The 23,331-nt window shown below is 59.1% G+C and carries 9 protein-coding genes and 1 pseudogene; 4 read left to right on the top strand and 6 right to left on the bottom strand.

Annotation, left to right across the window (positions count from 1 at the left end):
* Window positions 1–257 precede the first annotated feature (257 nt).
* The 3 genes from AB7M26_RS19565 (at window position 258) to AB7M26_RS19555 (ending at window position 13,794) form a co-directional block, all read left to right on the top strand.
* A complete protein-coding gene (locus AB7M26_RS19565; RefSeq protein WP_429385802.1) occupies window positions 258–4,553 on the top strand; it encodes a beta strand repeat-containing protein in 4,296 nt (1,431 codons plus the stop codon).
* Between the two features lie 305 nt (window positions 4,554–4,858).
* The gene (locus AB7M26_RS19560; RefSeq protein WP_429385801.1) at window positions 4,859–7,600 is read left to right on the top strand and encodes a DUF5801 repeats-in-toxin domain-containing protein; all 2,742 of its coding nucleotides are present in this window, start codon (window positions 4,859–4,861) and stop codon (window positions 7,598–7,600) included.
* A gap of 245 nt (window positions 7,601–7,845) precedes the next feature.
* Window positions 7,846–13,794: a DUF5801 repeats-in-toxin domain-containing protein gene (locus AB7M26_RS19555; RefSeq protein WP_429385799.1), complete on the top strand. Its 5,949-nt coding sequence runs from the start codon at window positions 7,846–7,848 to the stop codon at window positions 13,792–13,794.
* A 127-nt stretch (window positions 13,795–13,921) separates the two neighbouring features.
* Here the strand turns inward: AB7M26_RS19555 and AB7M26_RS19550 are convergent, their stop codons facing one another.
* From AB7M26_RS19550 to AB7M26_RS19525, 6 genes and pseudogenes are all read right to left on the bottom strand, one after another.
* A complete protein-coding gene (locus AB7M26_RS19550) occupies window positions 13,922–14,665 on the bottom strand; it encodes a response regulator transcription factor (protein ID WP_123494908.1) in 744 nt (247 codons plus the stop codon).
* 538 nt (window positions 14,666–15,203) lie between these two features.
* On the bottom strand, window positions 15,204–16,583 hold the full coding sequence (locus AB7M26_RS19545) for a TolC family outer membrane protein (RefSeq protein WP_429385796.1): 1,380 nt from the start codon (window positions 16,581–16,583) through the stop codon (window positions 15,204–15,206).
* A gap of 2 nt (window positions 16,584–16,585) precedes the next feature.
* Complete coding sequence (locus tag AB7M26_RS19540; RefSeq protein WP_429385795.1) at window positions 16,586–17,899, bottom strand: HlyD family type I secretion periplasmic adaptor subunit; 1,314 nt, start codon at window positions 17,897–17,899, stop codon at window positions 16,586–16,588.
* A complete protein-coding gene (locus AB7M26_RS19535; protein ID WP_123494912.1) occupies window positions 17,880–19,661 on the bottom strand; it encodes a type I secretion system permease/ATPase in 1,782 nt (593 codons plus the stop codon). Before AB7M26_RS19535 ends, AB7M26_RS19540 begins: the two co-directional genes overlap by 20 nt.
* Window positions 19,662–20,067: 406 nt before the next feature.
* A pseudogene (locus AB7M26_RS19530) lies at window positions 20,068–21,472 on the bottom strand (MFS transporter).
* Window positions 21,473–21,991: 519 nt separating this feature from the next.
* Window positions 21,992–22,255, bottom strand: coding sequence for a DUF2798 domain-containing protein (locus AB7M26_RS19525; protein ID WP_123494915.1), 264 nt, complete (start codon window positions 22,253–22,255; stop codon window positions 21,992–21,994).
* Window positions 22,256–22,383: 128 nt separating this feature from the next.
* On the opposite strand from AB7M26_RS19525, the gene AB7M26_RS19520 reads away from it, so the two are divergent.
* Window positions 22,384–23,310 (top strand): LysR family transcriptional regulator, encoded by a 927-nt coding sequence (locus AB7M26_RS19520; RefSeq protein WP_454238990.1) that lies wholly within the window; start codon window positions 22,384–22,386, stop codon window positions 23,308–23,310.
* Window positions 23,311–23,331 lie beyond the last annotated feature (21 nt).

Raw genomic sequence — 23,331 nt, 5'->3', positions numbered from 1 at the left:
CGGTATCCAATGTCGGCGGCCAAACGGAATCGAGTCCCCAACACCCTCTCTGATCAGGGCTTATGGTTGATCCATGGACCCTGTACTCATCGCGCCGCTCCTTCGCGTCCTCATCCCGTCTCCCCCTTCCAAGTAGTCTGAAACTCCCACCCCGTTTGGGAGTATCGGCCGATGCGCAATACCCGGCGCTTATCCATAGTTGCGGCCAATGGTCAACGGTCAGGCCAAGATGACCGCAATTGCTCTGGAGAAAAATCATGGCTATTGGAACCACCGGTGTGAACGTTTCGCTGGACGAAACGTCCGGGTTACAGAATCTCACCGCCACGCCAACCCCTACGGGAGACGCTGACGACAATGACATTCTGGTGGCCTCCCTGCCCTCGACCTTCGCTACCCGTTTGACCGCACTGGGTGCCGGGACCGCAACGGGTGCGGCCTTAAGTGGCTATACCGGTGACGTAAACGACACGGGCAGCAATGCGTTCACCCTCACATCTGACCCCGGAGCAGGCATTACCGATATCAGCTTCGTCGACAGTGAAGGCGCACCGCTCAATGGCCTGGATAGCGGGCTGGATACCCTCGATGGCACCAGCATCCTTCTCTATACGGACACGAACAACAACATTCTTCTGGGCCGAGCCGGGGGGCCAACTGGCGCGATCGTGTTCGCAGCCTACATCGAAGAAACTGGATCGCCGGTCACCGGCGGCAAGATCTGGACCGTTGAGTACCAACCGCTCAAGCATCCAGTTGTGACGAACGCCGATGATTCGCTCAATCTGGCCGGTAAGGTTTTCATCGGAGCCACTCAGGACGCGAATTTTAGCCTGGCCGGGGCACCATCTGGCCAGCAGTTATTCCTGATGTTCACCACCGAGGGCGCGACGGCCGATGTGGACGGGCGGATTCCCGGTGTCTCGATCATCGTCACCGGCAAGAATCCGCTGAATCAGTCGGCAAGCGACGCTGCCATCACTAGCGCCGACACGGTCAATAGCAGCCAGGGCGGCGGCAACACGACCCTGGGCACCAACAATCAGGCGATCACCGAACAGGAAGGCCTGCGTTTCAGCTTCGTCACTGGTGCCAGGGCGGACGTCACGATCCCCAACCTGAGCCCAGGCGAAGCAGGTATCGAAGCGAACATCGACTTCACCCAGTACTTCGGCGCCCGCGCCGCGACCTTCCAGGTCGTGCAGGAGACGGGTGGCACGACCGCGAAGATCTTGCTCACCGCCTTCAAGAACGTCGACAACGACCTCAACGGGTCGCAGAGCGGCGTCAACTTCATCGACAGCTACGCCGACGACGGCACCGAAAAGGTCGATATCACCGTTGGCAGTGTTACCGTGAAGACGTTCGCGGGTGTCACTATCAGCAGCGCCGTCATCACCTACAACGCCGACGGCACGGTGCTGATCACCGGCATTCCGACCGATTCGCAGATCACCTACGGCACGGCGACCGACCACAACCGTGTGCTGATCGAGAACGCCGGGTTACTGACCGCCAAGAACAGCGACAAGACGCACGCCGACTTCGACATCGGCGGCTTTGAGGTGCTGCAGACCAGTACCTCGGCCATCGAAATCGGTTCCAAGATGATCTTCGACGACGATGGTCCTAGCGCGGACGTGGTTGATGGCGGCGGCGTGGTGACGATCGACGAGACGGCTGGTAACCAGGATAACGACAGCGACCTGGCAGCGGTTCTCGCACTGTTCGACACAGAAGTAACGAACAAAGGCACGGACTTGAATCCAACCGAGTTCGCGATCAGCACCACGCCTTTGGCCACCACAACACTCAGCAGCTTTGGCCAGGACGCCGCGGGCGGGACGAAAGTGCTGTCGCTGGCGATTGTGGGCGGTGATGGCACCGACTCGTTGCTCAACACCACCGATGGCAAGGACATCAAGCTGTTCAAGGAAGGCAATCTGATTGTCGGCCGCTATGACGTGGCCAATGGCACGGTCACGGCGGATGATCCGGCGGCGTTTGCGATTGCACTGCAACAGGACGGCAACGTGGCGGTGGCGCAGTATGTCTCGCTCACGCACCCTGTCGCCGGTAGTTCGGCAGCGGATCATGACGACCGGGTCGATCTGGCCGGCCTGGTCAATGCGGTGGTGACGGTGACCGACGGCGACGGCGACACCAGCACCGATAGCGTCGGCATCGGCGACGACATCAACTTCGACGACGACGGGCCGAGCGCGGACGTGGCCGATGGCGGCGGTTCAGTAACAATCGACGAGACGGCAGGCAACCAGGATAACGACAGCGATGCGGCGGCAGTTCTGGCGCTGTTCGACACGGAAGTGCTGAACAAGGGCACGGACTTGAGTCCAGCGGAGTTCGCGATCAGCACCACGCCTTTGGCCACTACGGCGCTCAGCAGCTTTGGCCAGGACCAGGAGGGTGCGACGAAAGTGTTGTCACTGGCGATTGTGGGCGGCGACGGCACCGACTCGCTGCTCAACACCACCGATGGCAAGGACATCAAGCTGTTCAAGGAAGGCGATCTGATTATCGGCCGCTATGACGTAGCCAATGGCACGGTCACGGGAGCCGATCCGGCGGCGTTCGCGATTGCGCTGCTGCAGGACGGCAACGTGGCAGTGGCGCAGTATGTCTCGCTCACGCACCCTATCGCCGGCAGCTCGGCGGCGGCCCATGACGATCAGGTCAATCTGGCCGGCCTGATCAACGCAGTGGTGACGGTGACCGACGGCGACGGCGACACCAGCATCGACAGCGTCGGTATCGGCGGCGACATCAACTTCGACGACGATGGGCCTACGGTGTCAGCCAACAGCACGGTGCTGCTCGACGACGATGCACTAACCGGTGGCAATCCCGGCGGTACGGACGACGATGTAAACGCGGCTAACGCAAGCGGCACGCTGGGCCACGACTTTGGTCAGGACGGGGCCGGCACGGTGGCCTATCTGACCAGCGGCGCACCCACAGGCTTCACCTATGTGGCCGATGGCACCAGCTTGTTGGTCAAGCAGGGCACGACCACGGTGCTGACCCTGACGATGGTTGCGGCAACAGGTGCCTACTCGGTGGTGCAAAACAATCCGATCGCTCATGCGGCGGGTCTGAACGAGAACAACCAGGCGTTCACCATCAGCTACCGGGTGACCGATGGTGATGGCGATACGGCCGACGGCACGCTGGGGATCAACGTCGATGACGATACCCCCGTTATCGAGACAGCCCCTGTGCAGGATGTCGATCCCACTTTGGGTGCGACGTCATGGACCTTTTCGGGTGACTTCGCCTACTCGATAGGTGCGGACAAGCGCGGGCCGACCTACTCTTCGGCAGCGGACAGCGATTTTGCCGAACTCGCCCTCTCTGGTTCGGCGAACGATGTTGCGATCGTTGATCCAACGGTCACCTGGGATTCAGAGAATCTCGACGCTGCCACGTTTGATGTGTCGTTCAAATACGATCACGACCGCAACGCTGCTACCGATCCTGAACTGGTGGAAGGCACGCTGGTGTTTGACAAAGTCAATGACACCTACACCTTCGAGATGGATGCGCTGCAAACGACGCAAGACGTCACGCTGGGCGAAGGCACTGGATACGAAACGTATGACGTGGGTGGCACGAGCCCTTCCAGTGGCCCATCACCTGTGGCTACCGGGAAGCTTGGGGAAGGTTTCTACATCCAGATCACGGGCTTCGAGGCACCACTTAGTGCCGGCGGCAATACTGCCGTGGCGGCGGGTGAGCTGGTGAGCGGCACGCAGGCCCCTGTAACCTTGTCCAGCACTGCTCTGGGCGTCTCCGGAAATACGATCCAGGCGGGTGAAGCGGCCAACATCAACTTCTTCCAGACTGATCCGAAAGGAGATCTGGGCGCCGACGATTTTAGTTACGCGACCGATTTCTTTATCAAGTTCGATGGCTATGAGACTGAAAGCGATGATCTTTTGCTTATAGTCAGCCTTGCTGATGCAAATGATCCCTCCATCACTACAACACGGGCCATCTACGTCGACCAAGGCGATGTGTACGAGAACGATACGGTCAACACCGATCTTGTTGGAACCAAGTACGAGGCCCTTATCGTCAACGACCCGGCCGATCCGAACGACCCGTTCCTGGACAATAATGATGCTCTATTGATTGTTGAAAGCAATGACTTCAACATTCAGACCGGTGATAACTGGCTCATCAAGGGTATTCAGATTCTTTCGAATGATGCTGGCCTTACGGGCAGCGCGATAAATCTGAATCGCGATGTCGGTGCCGATGGCGCAAGCAGCACTGCCGCACAGCCGGTCGTTGGTCTCGTCGGGCCTGGAAACACGATTGCGGAGGATACGAGTACGAATCCGCTGAAGATCATCGATGCTGGTTTCTCCACCACCACGACTACACCCGCTACCCTTGATCTAACGCTGGATTTCAAAGTCGTCGATAGCGATAGCGATTTCACCGCTGTACAGACGATTGATATCGAAAATCCTGTCGTGGTCGAACTGGTGGGAGTGACTAACTTGGCACCGACAGATTTGGTGCTTTGATCCGGTGACCGACATCGCAAGCACTGACATTGTCTGAAAACCGCTGCAGGTACACGGCCTGGCTCCCGCAAGGGACCAGGCCGTTTTTTATGGCCACTGCGAGCCTTGCGGCATGTCCTCATTCACAAACGGAATAGGCGGCACCGTTCCTTAACGCCCTCGTGCTGTTCCCCCATCCAGGTAGTCTGAAACTCCCATCCCGCTTGGGAGTATCGGCCGATGCGCGATCCCCGGCGCTTAGCCATAGTTGCAGCGATAGGTCAACGGTCAGGCCTCGATGACCGCAATTGCTCGGGAGAAAAACCATGGCTATTGGAATCACCGGCGTGGACGTTACGCTGGACGAAACGGCCGGTTTACAGAACGCCACCGCCACGCCAAGCCCTGCGGGAGACGCTGACGACAACGACATTCTGGTGGCGTCCCTGCCCTCGGACTTCTCAACCCGTTTGACCGAACTGAATGCCGGTACCGCAACGGGTGCGGCCTTGAGTGGCTATACCGGTGACGTGGGCGACACGGGCAGCAATGCATTCACTCTCACCGACGCGTCCGGCATTACCGATATCAGCTTCGTCGACAGCAATGGCGCACCGCTTGATGGTCTGGAAAGCGGACTGTTTACCCTCGATGGCACCAGCATCCTTCTCTACACGGATACGAACAACAACATCCTTCTGGGCCGGGCCGGGAGCGCTACCGGCGCGATCGTGTTCGCCGCCTATATCGAAGAAACCGGATCGCCGGTCTCGGGCGGCAAGATCTGGACCGTGGAGTATCAACCGCTCCAGCATCCAGATGATACGAACCCCGATGATTCACTCAATCTGCTGGATAAGGTATTCGTCGGAACCAGTCAGGACCTGGAATTCAGCCTGGCCGGTGTGCCTTCCGGTGCGAACCTCTTCCTGATGTTCACGAAGACGAACCCGACAGTTGTCGACGACAGTGGTGTCTTGCGGATCACGGATCCCACCATCATCGCCACCGGCAAGGACCCCGCAGACGAGTCAAGCGGCGCCAATATCAACACTGGCGACACGATCATTACCAGCCAGGCGGCTAACCCGACCACCTTCGGCACCAACAGTCAGATGATTACGGAACAGGATGGCATCCGCTTTTCGTTCGTCACCGGTGCCAGGCAGGATGTGACCATTCCCAACCTGAGTCCGACCGAAGCAGATGTTGAATCCAACATCGACTTTACCGCCGTCTTCAACGCGAAGATGGCCAGCTTCGAGGTCGTGCAGTTGCAAAGCGGCAAGAGTGCCGTGGTAAAAATCAGCGCATTCACCACCGCTGCTGAACCTGGCGTGAACTTCATCAACGGCTATGCGAACGATACGCCGGTTGCCATCACCAATGTGCGCGTCTTCAACAGCGCCGGGGTGGTGATCGAGAATTCAAACGGATCGGTGAATGATCCGGCCATTGGCATCACCTTTTCCGGTGGGGTTGCTACCATCACCGGCGTTTTGGCCGGCTACCAGATTGAATACACCACAGCGTCGGATCACAACCGCGTGCTCGTCGAGAACGGTGCGGCCCTCGACGCCAGGGGCAATACCCACGCCGACTTTGATATCGGTGGTTTCACGCTGCTCCAAACCGCTGTTTCGACCGCCGAAATCGGCTCCAAGATGCTTTTCGAAGATGATGGCCCAGCACTCGCCTTTGGTAACCTGATCGGCAGCGGTAGCGTCCTGCCACAAACCGGATATTGGAGTCATTCGGCCGGCGCCGACGGGCTGGATGCGGACGGTCTGGATATTTCGGTGAATAGCTCGTTCACCCTCGTCAGGCCAGACAACACCACCACAACCGGGACCGCCACACTCACCGAGCAGTCACCCTCACCGGATGGCAATGGCACGTACCAATTCGCCGGGACCTTGACCGGCGATTTCGACAACAACGCCGCCACGACGGATACCACCATCGACTATACGCTGAGTGCCTTGGCCGATGGCAGCTATGTACTGGATCTGGTGCAAGGCTTCAGTTCGACGGTCGTGCTCAGCAGTGCCGATGGCGCGCTCGGTGCCGGCGGCCCGGATCCAGTGCGCACATTGTTGATTCCAGAGCAGGATCCACCAACTATTCCTTCGCCATCTGAGGAGATTGTTTTTTTTGGTGTTAACGCAACCACTTCCTCCAGCGACATATTTTCCGCCATCGGGCTGGGTGCGCCCGACCTCACCGAAGCACAGATAGAAAGTGGCGGGTTTGCGTTCATCGGCGCCGCGAACATGAACGTCAGCACGTCCGGCATCGGTATTGGCAACAACAACCTGGATGGAAACACAGTACCAGGCATCAATGGCGCTGACCCCAATGACTCCAAATCCGTGGGTGACGAGAGTTTCGTCATCAATCCCGAGTCTTTGTTGTCGAGCATGAAAGTGTTCATCGACAACTCGGTGCAGGGGTACAACCCGGCAACGGAAGAGCTGTACTACACGATCTTCTACGCGGACGGCACCACGTCGGGTTCGCCGACGAAGGTTCTTGCCGCTGATCTGACCGCGGAGGCCGGAGGACAGACGTCCTTCGTTATCGAGAAGGCGGACGCGACGCTGATCGACGCTGTTCAGCTCACGATGGGCCTGGGCACGATCAAGATCCCGGTGATCCAGTTCATTCAGGAGACCGAGAGCCTGGCCAGTGATATCCAGCTGACATTCAACGCGACGGTGACGGACGAGGATGGGGACTCGGCGACGAGTACGTTCGACGCCAACCTGTTCGCCAACGACTTGACCGGCTCCTTCGACTACACGCTGGTGGGCACGGGTGGTGAGCAGGATGCCTTCAACGTCGATTTGTCATTCACCGAGAACCTGTACCAGGTCACCGGCTTCGATGCGGGCGCAGACCTGCGAGATACGCTGGTGCTCAACGGCGACCAGAACGCGGTTGTCCAGATCGACAACACTGGCGCAGACAGCATTGTGTCGGTCACCGAAACGGGCGGACAAGTCACGACCATCACCTTGGTCGGGGTCGATCTTCTGAGTAGCGACATTGTTTACGGCAGCGTCTGAGAAACGCGCGTGAAAGGATGCGAGGGTGGCGCAAGCCACCCTCGCATTTTTTTGCACTTCCAATAGGCGATCCGCACGCTCACATCAACCTGGGCGCCCTGCGACAGACTACCGACGAGGACGACTAGGCCGAAACTCCCATCCCACTTGGGAGTTTCGGCCGATGCGCAATTTCCGGCGCTTGGTCATAGTTGTAGAGGTCAATGGTCAGACCTCAATGACCGCAATTGCTCGGGAGAAAAATCATGGCTATTGCAATCACAGGCGAGGACGTTGTGCTGGACGAGACGGCCGGGTTACAGAACGCCACCGCCACGCCAACCCCTGCAGGAGACGCTGACGACAACGACATTCTTGTGGCATCCCTGCCCGCTTCCTTCTCTACCCGCTTGACCGCACTTGGAGCCGGTACCGCAACGGGTGCGGCCTTGAGTGGCTATACCGGTGCCGCGGGCACCACGGGCACCAATGCGTTCACTATCACCGGTGGAGGAAGCACTAGCGACATCAGCTTCGTCGACAGCGCTGGTGCACCACTCGATGGTCTGGACAGTGGACTGGATACCCTCGATGGCACCAGCATCCTTCTCTATACCGATACGAACAACAACATTCTTCTGGGCCGAGCCGGGGGCGCAGATGGCGCGATCGTGTTCGCTGCCTACATTGAAGAAACCGGATCGCCGGTCACCGGCGGCAAGATCTGGACCGTGGAATACCAACCGCTCAAGCACCCAGATGCTACAAACCCCGATGATTCGCTCAATCTGCTGGATAAGGTGTTCATCGGAGCTACCCAGGACCAGGGATTCAGTCTCGCCGGTGCGCCCTCCGGTCAGAACCTCTTTTTGATGTTCACGAAAGCGAACCCGACAACTGAAACGGTCGATGGTGTCGTGCGGATCACCGATACCACCATCATCGCCACCGGCAAGAACCCCGCAGACCAATCGAGCGGCGCCAATATCAACACTGGCGACACGATCAATACCAGCCAGGGTGGTGGCCCGACCACCATCGGCACCAACAACCAGATGATTACGGAACAGGAAGGCATCCGCTTTACGTTCGTCACGGGCGCCAGGCAGGATGTGACTGTTCCCAACCTGAGTCAGACCGAAGCAGATGTTGAATCCAACATCGACTTTACCGGCGTCTTCAATTCGACGTCGGCCAGTTTCGACGTCGTGCAGTTGCAAGGCGGCAAGAGTGCAGTGGTCAAAATCAGCGCATTCAACACCGCTGCTGAACCTGGCGTGAACTTCGTCAACGGCTATACAGGTGATACGGCGGTTGCCATCACCAATGTGCTCGTCACCAACATCAGCACCGGGCAGGTGATCGAGAATTCAGACGGTTCGGTGAATGATCCGTCCATTGCCATCACCTTTACTGGTGGGGTTGCAACCGTCACCGGCGTTTTGGCCGGCTACCAGATTGAATACACCACAACGTCAGACCACAACCGCGTGCTCATCGAGAACGGGGCGGCCCTCGACGCCAGGGGCGATAACCACGCCGATTTTGATATCGGTGGCTTCACGCTGCGCGATACCTCTACGACGATCGCCGAAATCGGCTCCAAGATGATCTTCGAGGATGACGGACCAAGCGTCAGCGCCACCGGCACGGAGCCAATACTGACAGTAGACGAAACGGTTCTGACAACCGACGCCACCCAGAGCTTTACCGCCAACTTCAGCTCCGCGTTTGGCGCTGATGGCGCTGGCACGCTGACCTATGCGCTGGGCGCGACGGCAGGCCCTTCCGGGCTGACCGACACGGCCACCGGCGAAGCGGTCAACCTGTCGCTCAACGGCACCGTGGTCGAAGGCCGCACGGCCACCACCAACCTGCTGGTGTTCACGGTCAGCGTCGCCGCCAACGGTGACGTCACCCTCGACCAACTGCGCGCTGTGGTGCATCCCGATGCCACTGATCCCGATGATGCGACGAGCCTGAGCTCGGACGATCTGGTGACCCTGACGGCGACCATAACCGATGGCGATGGCGACAGCGTTCAGGCGACCCTCAACATCGGCCAGAACCTGGTGTTCGAGGACGATGGACCGAGCATCCACACCACCGGCGACGAGCCAACGCTGACGGTAGACGAAACGGTGTTGACGACCGACGCCACCCAGAGCTTTACCGCCAACTTCAGCTCAGCGTTTGGCGCTGATGGCGCCGGCACGCTGACCTATGCACTGGGCGCGACGGCAGGCCCTTCCGGGCTGACCGACACGGCCACCGGCGAAGCGGTCAACCTGTCGCTCAACGGCACCGTGGTCGAAGGCCGCACGGCCACCACCAACCTGCTGGTGTTCACGGTCAGCGTCGCCGCCAACGGTGACGTCACCCTCGACCAACTCCGCGCTGTGGTGCATCCCGATGCCACTGATCCCGATGATGCGACGAGCCTGAGCTCGGACGATCTGGTGACGCTGACGGCCACCATCACCGACAAGGACGGTGACAGTGCCCAGGCAACCCTCAACATCGGCCAGAACCTGGTGTTCGAGGACGACGGACCGAGCATCCACACCACCGGCGACGAACCGACGCTGACGGTAGACGAAACGGTGCTGACAACCGACGCCACCCAGAGCTTCACCGCCAACTTCAGCTCCGCGTTTGGCGCTGATGGCGCTGGTACGCTGACCTATGCGCTGGGCGTCACGGCAGGCCCTTCGGGGCTGACCGACACGGCCACCGGCGAAGCGGTCAACCTGTCGCTCAACGGCGGTGTAGTCGAAGGCCGCACGGCCACCACCAACCTGCTGGTGTTCACGGTCAGCGTCGCCGCCAACGGTGACGTCACCCTCGACCAACTGCGCGCCGTGGTGCATCCCGATGCCACTGATCCCGATGATGCGACGAGCCTGAGCTCGGACGATCTGGTGACGCTGACGGCCACCATCACCGACAAGGACGGTGACAGTGCCCAGGCAACCCTCAACATCGGCCAGAACCTGGTGTTCGAGGACGACGGACCGAGCATCCACACCACCGGCGACGAACCGACGCTGACGGTCGACGAAACGGTGCTGACAACCGACGCCACCCAGAGCTTTACCGCCAACTTCAGCTCGGCGTTTGGCGCTGATGGCGCCGGTACGCTGACCTATGCGCTGGGCGCGACGGCAGGCCCTTCCGGGCTGACCGATACGGCCACCGGCGAGGCAGTCAACCTGTCGCTCAACGGCGCCGTGGTCGAAGGACGCACGGCCACCACCAACCTGCTGGTGTTCACGGTCAGCGTCGCCGCCAACGGTGACGTCACCCTCGACCAACTGCGCGCCGTGGTGCATCCCGATGCTACCGATCCCGATGATGCGACGAGCCTGAGCTCGGACGATCTGGTGACGCTGACGGCCACCATCACCGACAAGGACGGTGACAGTGCCCAGGCGACCCTCAACATCGGCCAGAACCTGGTGTTCGAGGACGACGGACCGAGCATCCACACCACCGGTGACGAGCCAATACTGACGGTCGACGAAACGGTGCTGACAACCGACGCCACCCAGAGCTTTACCGCCAACTTCAGCTCGGCGTTTGGCGCTGATGGCGCCGGTACGCTGACCTATGCGCTGGGCGTGACGGCGGGGGCTTCGGGGCTGACCGACACCGCCACCGGCGAAGCGGTCAACCTGTCGCTTAACGGCACCGTGGTCGAAGGCCGCACGGCCACCACCAACCTGCTGGTGTTCACGGTCAGCGTCGCCGCCAACGGTGACGTCACCCTCGACCAGCTGCGCGCTGTGGTGCATCCCGATGCTACCGATCCCGATGACGCGACGAGCCTGAGCTCGGACGATCTGGTGACGCTGACGGCCACCATCACCGACAAGGACGGTGACAGTGCCCAGGCGACGCTTAACATCGGCCAGAACCTGGTGTTCGAGGACGATGGACCGAGCATCCACACCACCGGCACCGAGCCAATACTGACGGTGGACGAAACGGTGCTGACGACCGACGCCACCCAAAGCTTTACCGCCAACTTCAGCTCCGCGTTTGGCGCTGATGGCGCTGGCACGCTGACCTATGCGCTGGGCGCGACGGCAGGCCCTTCGGGGCTGACCGACACGGCCACCGGCGAAGCGGTCAACCTGTCGCTCAACGGCGCCGTGGTCGAAGGCCGCACGGCCACCACCAACCTGCTGGTGTTCACGGTCAGCGTCGCCGCCAATGGTGACGTCACCCTCGACCAGCTGCGCGCCGTGGTGCATCCCGATGCCACCGATCCGGATGATGCGACGAGCCTGAGCTCGGACGATCTGGTAACGCTGACGGCAACCATCACTGACAAGGACGGTGACAGTGCCCAGGCGACCCTCAACATCGGCCAGAACCTGGTGTTCGAGGACGACGGGCCAAGCATCACCACCACCGGTGACGAGCCAACGCTGACGGTAGACGAAACGGTACTGGCGACCGATGCCACCCAGAGCTTCACCGCCAACTTCAGCTCGGCGTTTGGCGCTGATGGCGCCGGCACCCTGACCTATGCGTTGGGCATGACCGCCGGTCCTTCCGGGCTGACGGATACGGCCACCGGCGAGGCAGTGAACCTGTCGCTTAACGGTGGCGTGGTGCAAGGCCGCACGGCCACCACCAACCTGCTGGTGTTCACGGTCAGCGTCGCCGCCAACGGTGACGTCACCCTCGATCAGCTGCGCGCCGTGGTGCATCCCGACGCCACCGATCCCGATGATTCGACGACGCTATCGGCGGACAATCTGGTGACGCTGACGGCAACCATCACTGACAAGGACGGCGACAGCGCTCAGGCGACGCTCAACATCGGGCAGAACCTGGTGTTCAAGGACGACGGCCCGTCACTTGCATTCGGCAACCTGATCGGTACCGGTAGTGTCCTGCCGCAATTCGGCTTCTGGGACCATTCGGCGGGCGCCGACGGGCTGGGTGCGGCTGGTCTGGATATCTCGGTGAATAGCCAGTTCACCCTCGTCAGGCCAGACAACACGACCACCACCGGGACCGCCACGCTCACCGAGCAGTCGCCCTCACCGGACGGCAATGGCGCGTACCAATTCGCAGGGACGTTAACCGGTGATTTCGACAACAACGCCGCAACGGCGGACACCAGCGTCGACTACACGCTGACCGCCTATGCCGATGGCCGCTATGCACTGGATCTGGTGCAAGGCTTCAGTTCGGAGATCGTGCTCAGCACTGCCGATGGCGCGCTCGGTGCCGGCGGTCCGGATCCAGTGCGTACATTGTTAATTCCAGAGCAGGATCCACCGACTATTCCTTCGCCATCTGAGGAGATTGTGTTCTTTACCGCGAAGGCGCTTGCGTCGACTGCGGACATCCTGAGCGGAATCGGGCTTGGAGAACCCGACCCCACCGAAACAACGCTACAAACCAACCCCCTGCCCTCGTACATCGACCCGAGGGCCATGAACGTCAGCACCGCCGGTATCGGCGTCGCCAATAACCTGTTCCAGGGAGACAACCTGGCGGCAATCGGCGCTGCCGATGAAAGTTTCGTCGTCAATCCGGAGAGCTTGCTGACGGGCATGAGGGTCTTCATCGACAACTCCGTGGGAGGTTACAACACGGCGACCGAGGACCTGTACTACAGGGCCTTCTACGAGGACGGCACGTTCTCGAACCTCATCGAAGTGAACACCCTGACTCCGGAGGCAGGCGGACAGGTATCCTTCCTCATTGAGAGCGATGGCACGAATCTGATTGACGCTGTTCAGCTCACGATGGCCCGAGGCGAGATCAAGATCCCGACGATCCAGTTCATTCAGGAGAGCGAGAGCCTGGCCAGCGATGTCCAGCTGACGTTCAACGCGACGCTGACCGACAAGGATGGGGACTCGGCGACGAGTACGTTCGACGCCAACCTGTTCGCCAACGACCTGTCCGGCACCTTCGACTTCTCGCTGGCGGGCACGGGCGGTGAACGTGATGCCTTCAACGTCGATTTGTCGGTCGATGAGAACCTGTACCAGGTTACCGGCTTCGATGCGAACGCAAGCCTGCGAGACACACTGGTACTCAACGGCGACCAGAGTGCGGTTGTCCAATCGATCGACAACACCGGCGCCGACAGCATCGTGACGGTTGCTGAAACGGGCGGACAAGTCACGACCATCACCTTGGTCGGGGTCGATCTTCTGAGTAGCGACATTGTTTACGGCAGCGTCTGAGAAACGCGCGTAGTAAAAAAATGCGAGGGTGGCGCAAACCACCCTCGCATTCTTTTGTCAGTTCCAATATTCAGATCCGCATGCTCGTATCAACCCCAGCACCCTGCGGCAGACGCGCCCACGGGTGTCAAAACGTCTTTTTTTGACGTGAAACCAAATCCAGTTCCACCCACGTGGACTCGGGTGGTTTTTCGTTGTTGGTGAGCCCGTGCTTCAGCGCATACATCAGCAAATCGATGCGGTTGATCAGATCAAGCTTTTGATAGATGTTGCTGAGGTGGTTGTGCACGGTGTGCTCACTGATGCCCAGACGCCCGGCGATGCTCATGTATTTGGCGGACGGATCCCCGACAATGGCGCGAATCAATTCCCTCTCGCGTAGCGTCAGCCGCGCCTGTTTTGCCTGCTCCAGATTGCATTTCAAATGGATATTCCCGGTCGCGGCATAGCCGGAAAGCCCACCGGCCCAGGCTCTATCCAGTCCGGTGTCGCGATGATGGACTGTGATGATGGCCTGGATGATCGATTCCGTCGGGTCTTCCGCCAGCACGATGCCCCGTGCGCCCGCCTCTATTGCCTGGGCAACGGGGATGGCTTCGTACAAACCCTTGAGCACCAGCACTTTCATTTCGGCGTTGCGGGTGAGTCCCGCAACGACTTCCAAAGGGTTCAACGCATCTGGAAAAAAACTGAAAAAAATCACATTGGGGCGCAATTGATCGGCAAGATCCAGCGCATTGGTATAGGTGGTGGCCTGGCCGCTCACTTCCATCTGAGGCTTCCTGGCATTGATCAAGTCTTGAAGACCCATGAGAACGAGGGGACGACAATCGATCAGCATCACACGTATTGTTTTTTTGTGGGTCGTCATATTTTCCTGACTCCCTTGAAGAATTAATGACCTCCCTCCCTTGGCCTTCCTGAATCAGCAGCTCGCTCACCTGCCCACCGTGATCGAAGGACGGATGCGAACGCCGACAGGCCTTAACGGTGCCTGCCCGGGTATTCATTTTTTGGAGCCCCTTCCACTGGCTTCACAAGCAGGGGTTGCGGGCGTTTCCGAAAGCCGGGCAAAGCCATCGAGGCAACATAAATAGGAATAATCATCAATAACTTGCGCGTGATGACGTGCTCCCTCGATCTGTTCAACTGAGTCTAGGCCAGACCAGCACACTGCCAGCACGCCCATCCGCCAGTCGTCGACTCACGCCTCATGCGGATAGCCAGGCTGTTGTCAAAAATGCCAATTTATCCCTTGAAAATCAAAACCTTAGGCTCTCCTTGGCCGACCAGCGATCAAGGTCTGACCGCGATCGAAATCGTCAATTAACCGACAAATGGTTCGCACACAGGTGTAACCGCGATATTGGCGTCAATTTATCGGCGAGACAGTAGGTGTTGCGGCAGGATCAGGGGGATGTGAAGTTTTGGCTGGAACTGCCGGAGCTCAACCAGCCATTAACGCTTTCGACACTTTCGGCAGGCAGCTTTCCCGCCCAACGATTGAGCGTGAGGACATTCGTGACGAATTCGTATTGCGTCTTGAGCAGGTCACGACGCGCCCGGAATTCGTTGCGTACGGTGGTCAGTACATCGACGGCATTGACCATTCCGTAATCGAGCGCTTTCTCTGCCGCCACTCTGGACAGCTGTGCCGAGGCCAGGGCGTTTCGGCTCGCACTGATCTTTTCTCCGCTCGAATTGGCGGTCAGGTAAGCGCTGGTGATCTCCTTGACCACCCGGCGCCGGATCGCTTCCAGTTCCTGCTCGGCGGTAATCTGATCCTGGTAAAGCCCACGGACCCGCGCCGAGGTCGAACCGCCGCTGTACAGCGGCACCTGCACGCCAATACCGGCGACATAACTGTCGGTGCGCGGCGCCAGGGCGTTGTTGTAGCCCTCGTTGGTCTGCTGCGCGCTCAGCGTAAGGCTCAAGGTCGGATAGTGCCCGCCCTTGCCGCTGCGCAAGGCTGCGCCCGCGGCTTCCACACCGCTCTCGTTGGCCTTGAGCGCCGGGTTTAGCGCTATACCCTCGCGCACCCAGGATTCCAGACTCTGCGCCGAAACCCGTAGTTGCACGTCATCGCGAATCCGGTTGAGCTTCTCCTTGACCGGACGGCCGACGATCTCCGCCAGTGCCTCACGACTGATACTGGCCTGGTTCTGGGCATCCAGCTCCTGCGCCGCCAGCAAATCGACCCGGGCCTTGAGGTCGAGCTGATCAGTAATCATTGCCAGCTGCTTTTCGTACAACGCATTGACCCGGTCCAGACTCTTTTGCGTGGTTCGACGCTCCGCCCTCACCAACTCCAGTTCATCTTCGGCCGCCAACGCAGTGAAGTAACGCTGCGCCAAGTCCACTGTGGCCTCGGCCTGGGCATCCAGCGCTTGCGATTCGGACTGCCTGGCCAGGCTTTTGAATTTTTGGTAGTTCTCCCACGCGGTCTTGTTGTAGAGGTACTGACGCAGCACCAGACTGTAGTTTTCGCTATCGTAACTTTGCTGCACCAGGTCGCTCTCCTGATGAATCCGGTTCGTCCCGGCGTTGAGCGATACCTGCGGGAACAGCGCACCCATAGCCTCGCGCTGATGCTCCTTACCCGCCTGCGCTTGTGCATAGGAGGCCAATACCCTCGGATCTTCCAGCCGTGACTCACGGTACAACTGCATGAGGTCGGTGGAAAACGTCGAGGCACTGACCCCGGCAGGCGTGGCTGCAGTGGTTTGCGCCAGGGCGGCACCCGCTGCAAGCATGAACACACCGCCCAGCAAAACTGCCGACGCGCTCATGGTTATTCCTCGATCATCGATTGAGCCATGGCATCGCGAGCCGGCTGCATCAAGTACTGCAACAACGTGCGTTGCCCGGTGATGATTAATACGTCCGCCGGCATCCCCGGCAACAACTTGCGCTCACCCAAGGTGCGCACGCCCTCCTCGGTTACCCGCACCCGCGCCAGGTAATAGGCCGTCCCGGCCTTTTCGTTGACCAGCCGGTCAGCCGATACGCTGCTGACCTCGCCTTCAATCACGGGAGTGGTCGAGCTGTTGAAGGCGCCGAAACGGATATCGGCGCGCTTGCCGATGGCGACACGATCAATATCCACAGGCGCCACCTGGGCCTCTATGACCAGCTCGGAAACCGATGGAACGATATCCAGCAGCGGCGTCGCCGGGCTCACCACACCACCAATGGTGTGCACAGTCATGCCAATCACCATGCCTGCGTCGGGTGCGCGGATGACGATACGACTGAGCCGGTCTTCCAGGGACGAGGTTTTCTCTTGCAAGTCGTACATCCGGGTCTGCACCTCGGCCAGCTCCTTGACCACCTCGGTATTGAAATCCTTGTCGATTTGCAGAATCTGCAGCTGTGTTTCGTTGATCTGCAGACGGGTCTTGTTAATAGCGGACCGGTGATCAGCCACCTCCGACCTGAGCATCCCCAGCTTGCGTTCCTGATCGAGCAGACGTTGTTTGTCAACGAACCCTTGCTTGAGCAGGTCGGTCAATTCAACGATTTCACCGCTGTAGGATTTCTCCAGATGAACCTTGGCAGCAATCATCGACTCCAGTCCCTTGATCTGTTGACTCAACTGGCCAATGCGCTCGCGCAACACCGAGATCTGACCCAGCCGCGAGCCCTGCCGGGCGTTGAATACCTGGGTCTCGCCCTGGCGCGCCTCCACTCCGCGCAGACTGTCTGGATCGGCTATCTCGCCAAAGCTGATCGCCGACAGTGTGTCGCGCTCAGCCCTGAGTCTTGCCTCCATGGCTCTGGTTGCGACCAACTGACCTCGGCTTATCTCGTATTCGAAGCGCAACTGGGCATCATCAAGAATGATCAGCGGATCACCACGCTTGACGATGTCACCGTCATGGACCAGTACCTCTTTGACGATGCCGCCTTCAGGATGCTGGACCGTTTTGCGGTAAGTCTGCACGGTGACCACCCCCGGCGCGAAAGCGGCACCGTCCAGGGGCGCGAGCGCCGCCCAGGTGCCGAACAGGCCGAAGGTCACCCCGATAATACCAATGCCCAGGCGGCGTGCTTTACGATCAGATATCGGCAGGCCGGCGAAGCTTTCAATTTGACGACTGGGCATCGTAGGGTTCATCGGCATCGCCCTTGCTGGTTTTGACCGAAGCCATGGTGGCGCCTGCCGACATGGCGTGCTTTTGTGCCTGCTGTTTCTGCGCGAGTTCGGCGAGCACTTGCTCGCGTGGCCCGTAGAGACTGATAGCCCCTGCGTTCATCACCATGAGCCGGTCCAGTTGCGACACGATGTTGGTTCGGTGGGTAATGACAAACAGGGTCGCGCCGCTCTGTTTGATCTGCTGGATGGCTGCCACCAGGGCGCGATCGCCGACTTCGTCAAGGTTGGAGTTGGGCTCGTCGAGAATAATCAGGCGCGGGCTGCCATACAGGGCGCGGGCCAGTCCAATGCGCTGGCGCTGCCCTCCGGACAGCGTGAGGCCCTCACTGCCAATGACGGTGTCGTAGCCATCGGGCAACTGCAAAATCATTTCGTGAACGCCAGCGGTCCTGGCAGCCTGAATGACTTTTACCGAGTCGACCTCGGCGAAGCGGGCAATGTTCTCGCTGATGCTGCCTTCGAACAGCTCAATGTCCTGGGGCAAGTAACCTATATACGGTCCAAGTTCATCTTTATCCCACGCGCTGATGTCCGCGCCATCGAGCCGGACCACGCCATGCAGCGGTGCCCATACCCCCATCAACGCCCTGGCCAGGGTCGATTTGCCCGCGGCACTGGGACCGATGATGCCGACAACGCAGCCGGCAGGTACGTTGAAACTCATGTTGTTGATGATCGGGGTTCTCGAACCAGGTGCCGCAACCACCAGATTCTCTACCTGCACGTGCCCCTGAGGCGCAGGCAATGACATACGCTCGGGCTGAGCCTGTTGTTTGTCGAGGATGTCGTTGAGACGGCCGTATTGCGAGCGAGCCGCAATAAAGCCTCTCCAACTGCCGATGATCAGATCGATGGGGGCCAATGCACGCCCTAGCAGCACGGCCCCGGCAAACACCAAGCCTGCCCCCACTTGATGATCCACGGCCAGGTACGCCCCCAGCCCCAGGATCAATGATTGCACCAGGATCCGGAACGTCCTGGACAGCGTGCTGACGATGGCACCTCTATCGCTGGCTTGGGCCTGTAGCAACAGAACATTTCTTTGCCGATGCCCCCAACGATCCATCAGGGTTTCAAGCATGCCCATGGACTCGATGACTTCAGCGTTGCGCAGATTTTTCGTGGTGTAGAGCGTCGCGCCGATATGTTCCTTGTTCGCCTGAGCCAGAGTTGGCCCCGTCAGCCTCTCATTGATAAACGCGAGCAATAACAACAGCAGTGCACTGCCCGTCGCTACCCAGCCAAACCAGGGGTGAAACATGAACATCACAGCGATGTAGATAGGCAACCAGGGCGCATCGAAAAAGGCGAACAAACCATTACCGGAGAGAAACTGTCTCAAACCCGTCAGGTCGTTGAGCGACTGGGCCGAGGCATCCATACCACCGCTGTCCAGCGCCCGTTTGAAACTGGCCTTATAGACCTGGCGACTCAGCAACACATCCAGTCGGGTACTGACCCGAACCATGATGCGCGAACGGATCCATTCCAGGGAGCCGAGCGTGATGATCAGCCCGGTCATGATCAGCGTCAGCATTGCCAGGGTTGTCAGGCTTCCGCTGGCCATCACGCGCCCATACACCTGAAGCATATAGAAGGTGGGAACGAGCATGAGCGCGTTGATGAAAAAGCTGAAAAAACCAACAGAAATAAAGCTATCTCTACAGGCTTTCAACGCATTTTTCAGGCTGTTTTCAGGTGTGCTTCGCATTGAAACCCCTGCTCGCAAAAACCATCTTCTGGAGCTTAGATCATGCCGAACGACTGTGTGTAGCAATCGGCCGGATCGCCTCCCCCCTGCAACGACCCGGCGGTGAGGAGCGCAAGGTATCGGCGATGAGGCCAGGACGCGCTATGACGAGCTGTCGCCCTTATCACGGGCTGGGAGAGGTTTCTGGTGCAGGTTATTGGCCAAATAGCGGATCGCCAGGCACACGCGTCGTGCGCCCTCCTTCGCTTATGGCAATCCGATAGTCGGCACCGACAGGCCGGACTTCGTCGACCCGATCAACCTGTTCACATGAGTGGCGCAGGCTCAGAGGAAGGCGGTCAAGTCACGCACTGCGACAAAATGCGTCGCAGTGCGTATCCCTCGCTGGCTGACGGGTGCCAGCCGTTTACAGATCGGTGATTTCCTTATGGCGTGGTACCAGCGCCTTCATGACGCTCCATGCCACCAGATAGGCCAAGGCGCAGATGGCAAACATGATCATGTAGCCGGTATGAATATCGCCGATCAGTTTGTAGTGATCGATCACCCAACCGCCGATCTTGGTCATCACTACGCCGCCCAAGCCACCTGCCAAACCGCCGATACCGACCACCGAAGCGATGGATTTTTGCGGAAACATGTCAGACACCGTGGTGAAAATGTTGCACGACCATGCCTGGTGCGCCGACGCGCCCACGCCAATCAGCAGCACCGGCACCCAGAAACTGATGTAACCCAATGGCTGCGCCAGTAACACCAGCAACGGAAAGAATGCGATCACCAGCATGGCTTTCATGCGACCGTCATACGGCGCGTCACCGCGTGACATGAAATAGCTGGGGAACCAGCCGCCGCCGATACTGCCGATCATGGTCATGCTGTACAGCACGGCCAGCGGCATCACGATGGCCTGGCCTTTCATGCCGTATTGCGCCGACAAATAGGTGGGAAGCCAAAACAGGAAGAACCACCACACGCCGTCGGTCATGAATTTACCGAAAGCAAAAGCCCACGTCTGGCGGTAGGTCAGCAATTTGAACCAGGATACTTTTTTGTCGGCAACACCCGGTACCGGGCGAGTGACCGCCTGCACGACCTGGTCGCTGCGGATGTAGGCCAGTTCCTGCGCCGAGAGGCGTTTTTGCTGCTCCGGCTTCTCGTACAGCGCAATCCATACGCCCACCCAAACGAAGCCCAACATACCGATCACGATGAAAGCCGCTTCCCAGCCCCATAGACTGGCGATCAGCGGCACGCAGATCGGCGCCAGGATCGCGCCCACATTGGCACCGGAATTGAAAATGCCGGTGGCAATGGAACGCTCTTTCTTCGGGAAGTATTCTGCGGTGGCCTTGATTGCGATCGGGAAGTTGCCCGCTTCGCCTATCGCCAGCACGGCGCGCGACAGCATGAAACCTGCTATCGAAACAGGGATGACGGCAAGGCCCAAGGCGCTGCTGATGCCGGCAATACCCTCACCCATCGGCTCCGCAAAGGCGTGCATGACCGCGCCGGTCGACCAGATGCAGATCGCTACCACATAGGCGGTCTTGGTGCCGATCTTGTCGACCACGCGACCGGCGAACAGCATGGAAATAGCGTACACAAACTGGAAAACAGAGGCGATGTTGGCGTAATCGCTATTGCTCCAGCCAAATTGCGTCGATAGATCCGGCGCCAACAGGCTCAATACCTGGCGGTCGAGGTAATTGACGGTAGTGGCAAAGAACAACAGCGCGCCAGATAGTCCAGCGATAGTTGCCGACGGCCTGGCCGATTCGCTGAGCGTTGATGGGCTCGTTCAGATTCATGGCATCACTTTATTGTTGGATTAGGGTGATGAAGTCTCGGTTTTAAGCGAGATCAATTGTCGTAGAGCATCGCCACAACGCGACGGGTCCGCGCCAAGGCCATTCAGACTTCTGGGTGTTTGCGATTAACTGGTGCAACGATGCACGTGCAATCGGAGTGCTGCGCGCAGGTGCCGGCAACCAGGATTGCATCTTTGGAAGGGGCGTTTAGGGAGGTGAGAAAACAGGCTGAGTTCATGATAGGGGCCGACACTTTTTTATTGTTAAGGGTTGAGCAGCCGATTGATCGTCTGTCGTCGTACAACTTGGCTTTTTATATCGATACCCCTACCCCGCTGTCAATCTGAAAAATGGCCGTCTGTCTCAAAGAGACACCGGCCACTATCAGGATTAAATCAAGAGAACCAGGGGAACGCTGGCCGATGGACCTTCAATTTCCCGGTATGACGGCAAGGTACCGGGTTCAACCATAGTCATACGATCACTTGCGCTCAACCTCCTTATGGCAGTGACTTTCCCTCAGTGCCCCTGCACGGTCCACGCTACAAGTCGGGCAACCAATGGGCGCACGACGAGCACGCAGATGAATGCCGAAGGCATTGCCACCCGGTACGCATTCATCACATTTTCCATGTAATGTTCACCTATTCCGAATTCCGCTAGGGTAATGACGAGACACATGAGAAACGCCATGATCGTTGCCATGTAAAGAGCAAAGACGTAAGGCGTGGCATGTTTAGGCAAGCGAAAACGCACGGTATTTTTAGCTGTTCTGTCGGACATCGATTTAAGCCTTGTCAATCTTGAGTGGCGAAAGAGCGGCTAACCTAGCAAGCTGCCAAACGCGCCGGTAGACGCGTTGCGCTTGAATCTTTCTTAAGAAAAATCAACGAATCGAGTATGAGGGCCCGATGGATATTCTTGGTTTGATCAATACCTATATCCGTGTGGTAGAAAACGGCAGCATCGTGGCGGCGGCCCGTGCCCAAGGCATGAGCGCCGCAGCGGTCAGCCAGAGCATCACGCGACTCGAAGCCCACTTGGGCGTGCGCCTGCTCTCTCGTACAACCCGAAGTATGGCGCTCACCGAAAGCGGCACTCGCTATTTCGAGAAAGTGCGTCACATCCCGGGCGATATCGATCTGGCCTCGCAAGCTGCCACGGTCGCCACCAAACCGCAGGGGCCGCTTTGCATCGCCACCACCGCGGCATTTGGTCGGCATGTACTCGCGCCATTAATGCCCGCGTTCAAGGACGCCTATCCGCGCATCGACATCGAACTGATCAATACAGATCGCAGCGTTGATCATCGGCTGGAGGGCGTCGACGTCAGTATCCGCATCGAAGCGCAGCTGAACGATCAGCTCATTGTCCGGCGAATCGCTTCGTTTCCTTTCGTTTTCTGCGCGGCGCCCGCGTATTTCGACCGCGCGGGCATACCGACAACACCTGAGGAACTGAAGCAACACACTTGCCTTGTCTTTCGCTATCCAACGGATGGTCGTTTTCTGCCCTGGACCTTTGTACTCAACGGCAGCCGCTTCGAGGCCAAAGTCAACCCGGGCTTCATCTGCGATGACATCGACACTATCGCGCAGATTGTTGTAAACGGCGGCGGGATCGCACGTCTGGCGAGCTTTATCGCTCAACCATTGATCGACAGCGGCCGCCTTCTACCGTTGTTCGAGCCGGGCAGTCGCAACGCAGCTTGCGCGGAGCCTGAGCCGATGCACATCTATGCCTGCGTCACCGAGCGATCGGCTTTGAATGCAAAGGTGCGCGCGTTCATCGACTTTCTTGAACGAGCGATGCAAAGCCAATCGCATGTTCTCGCCTGAGCGCTCTTCCCTTGCGCCGCT

The sequence above is a fragment of the Pseudomonas sp. F-14 TE3482 genome (assembly GCF_053629455.1).
Note: the sequence above shows the minus strand (reverse complement) of the source record. Positions and strands in the feature narration are given on the sequence as shown.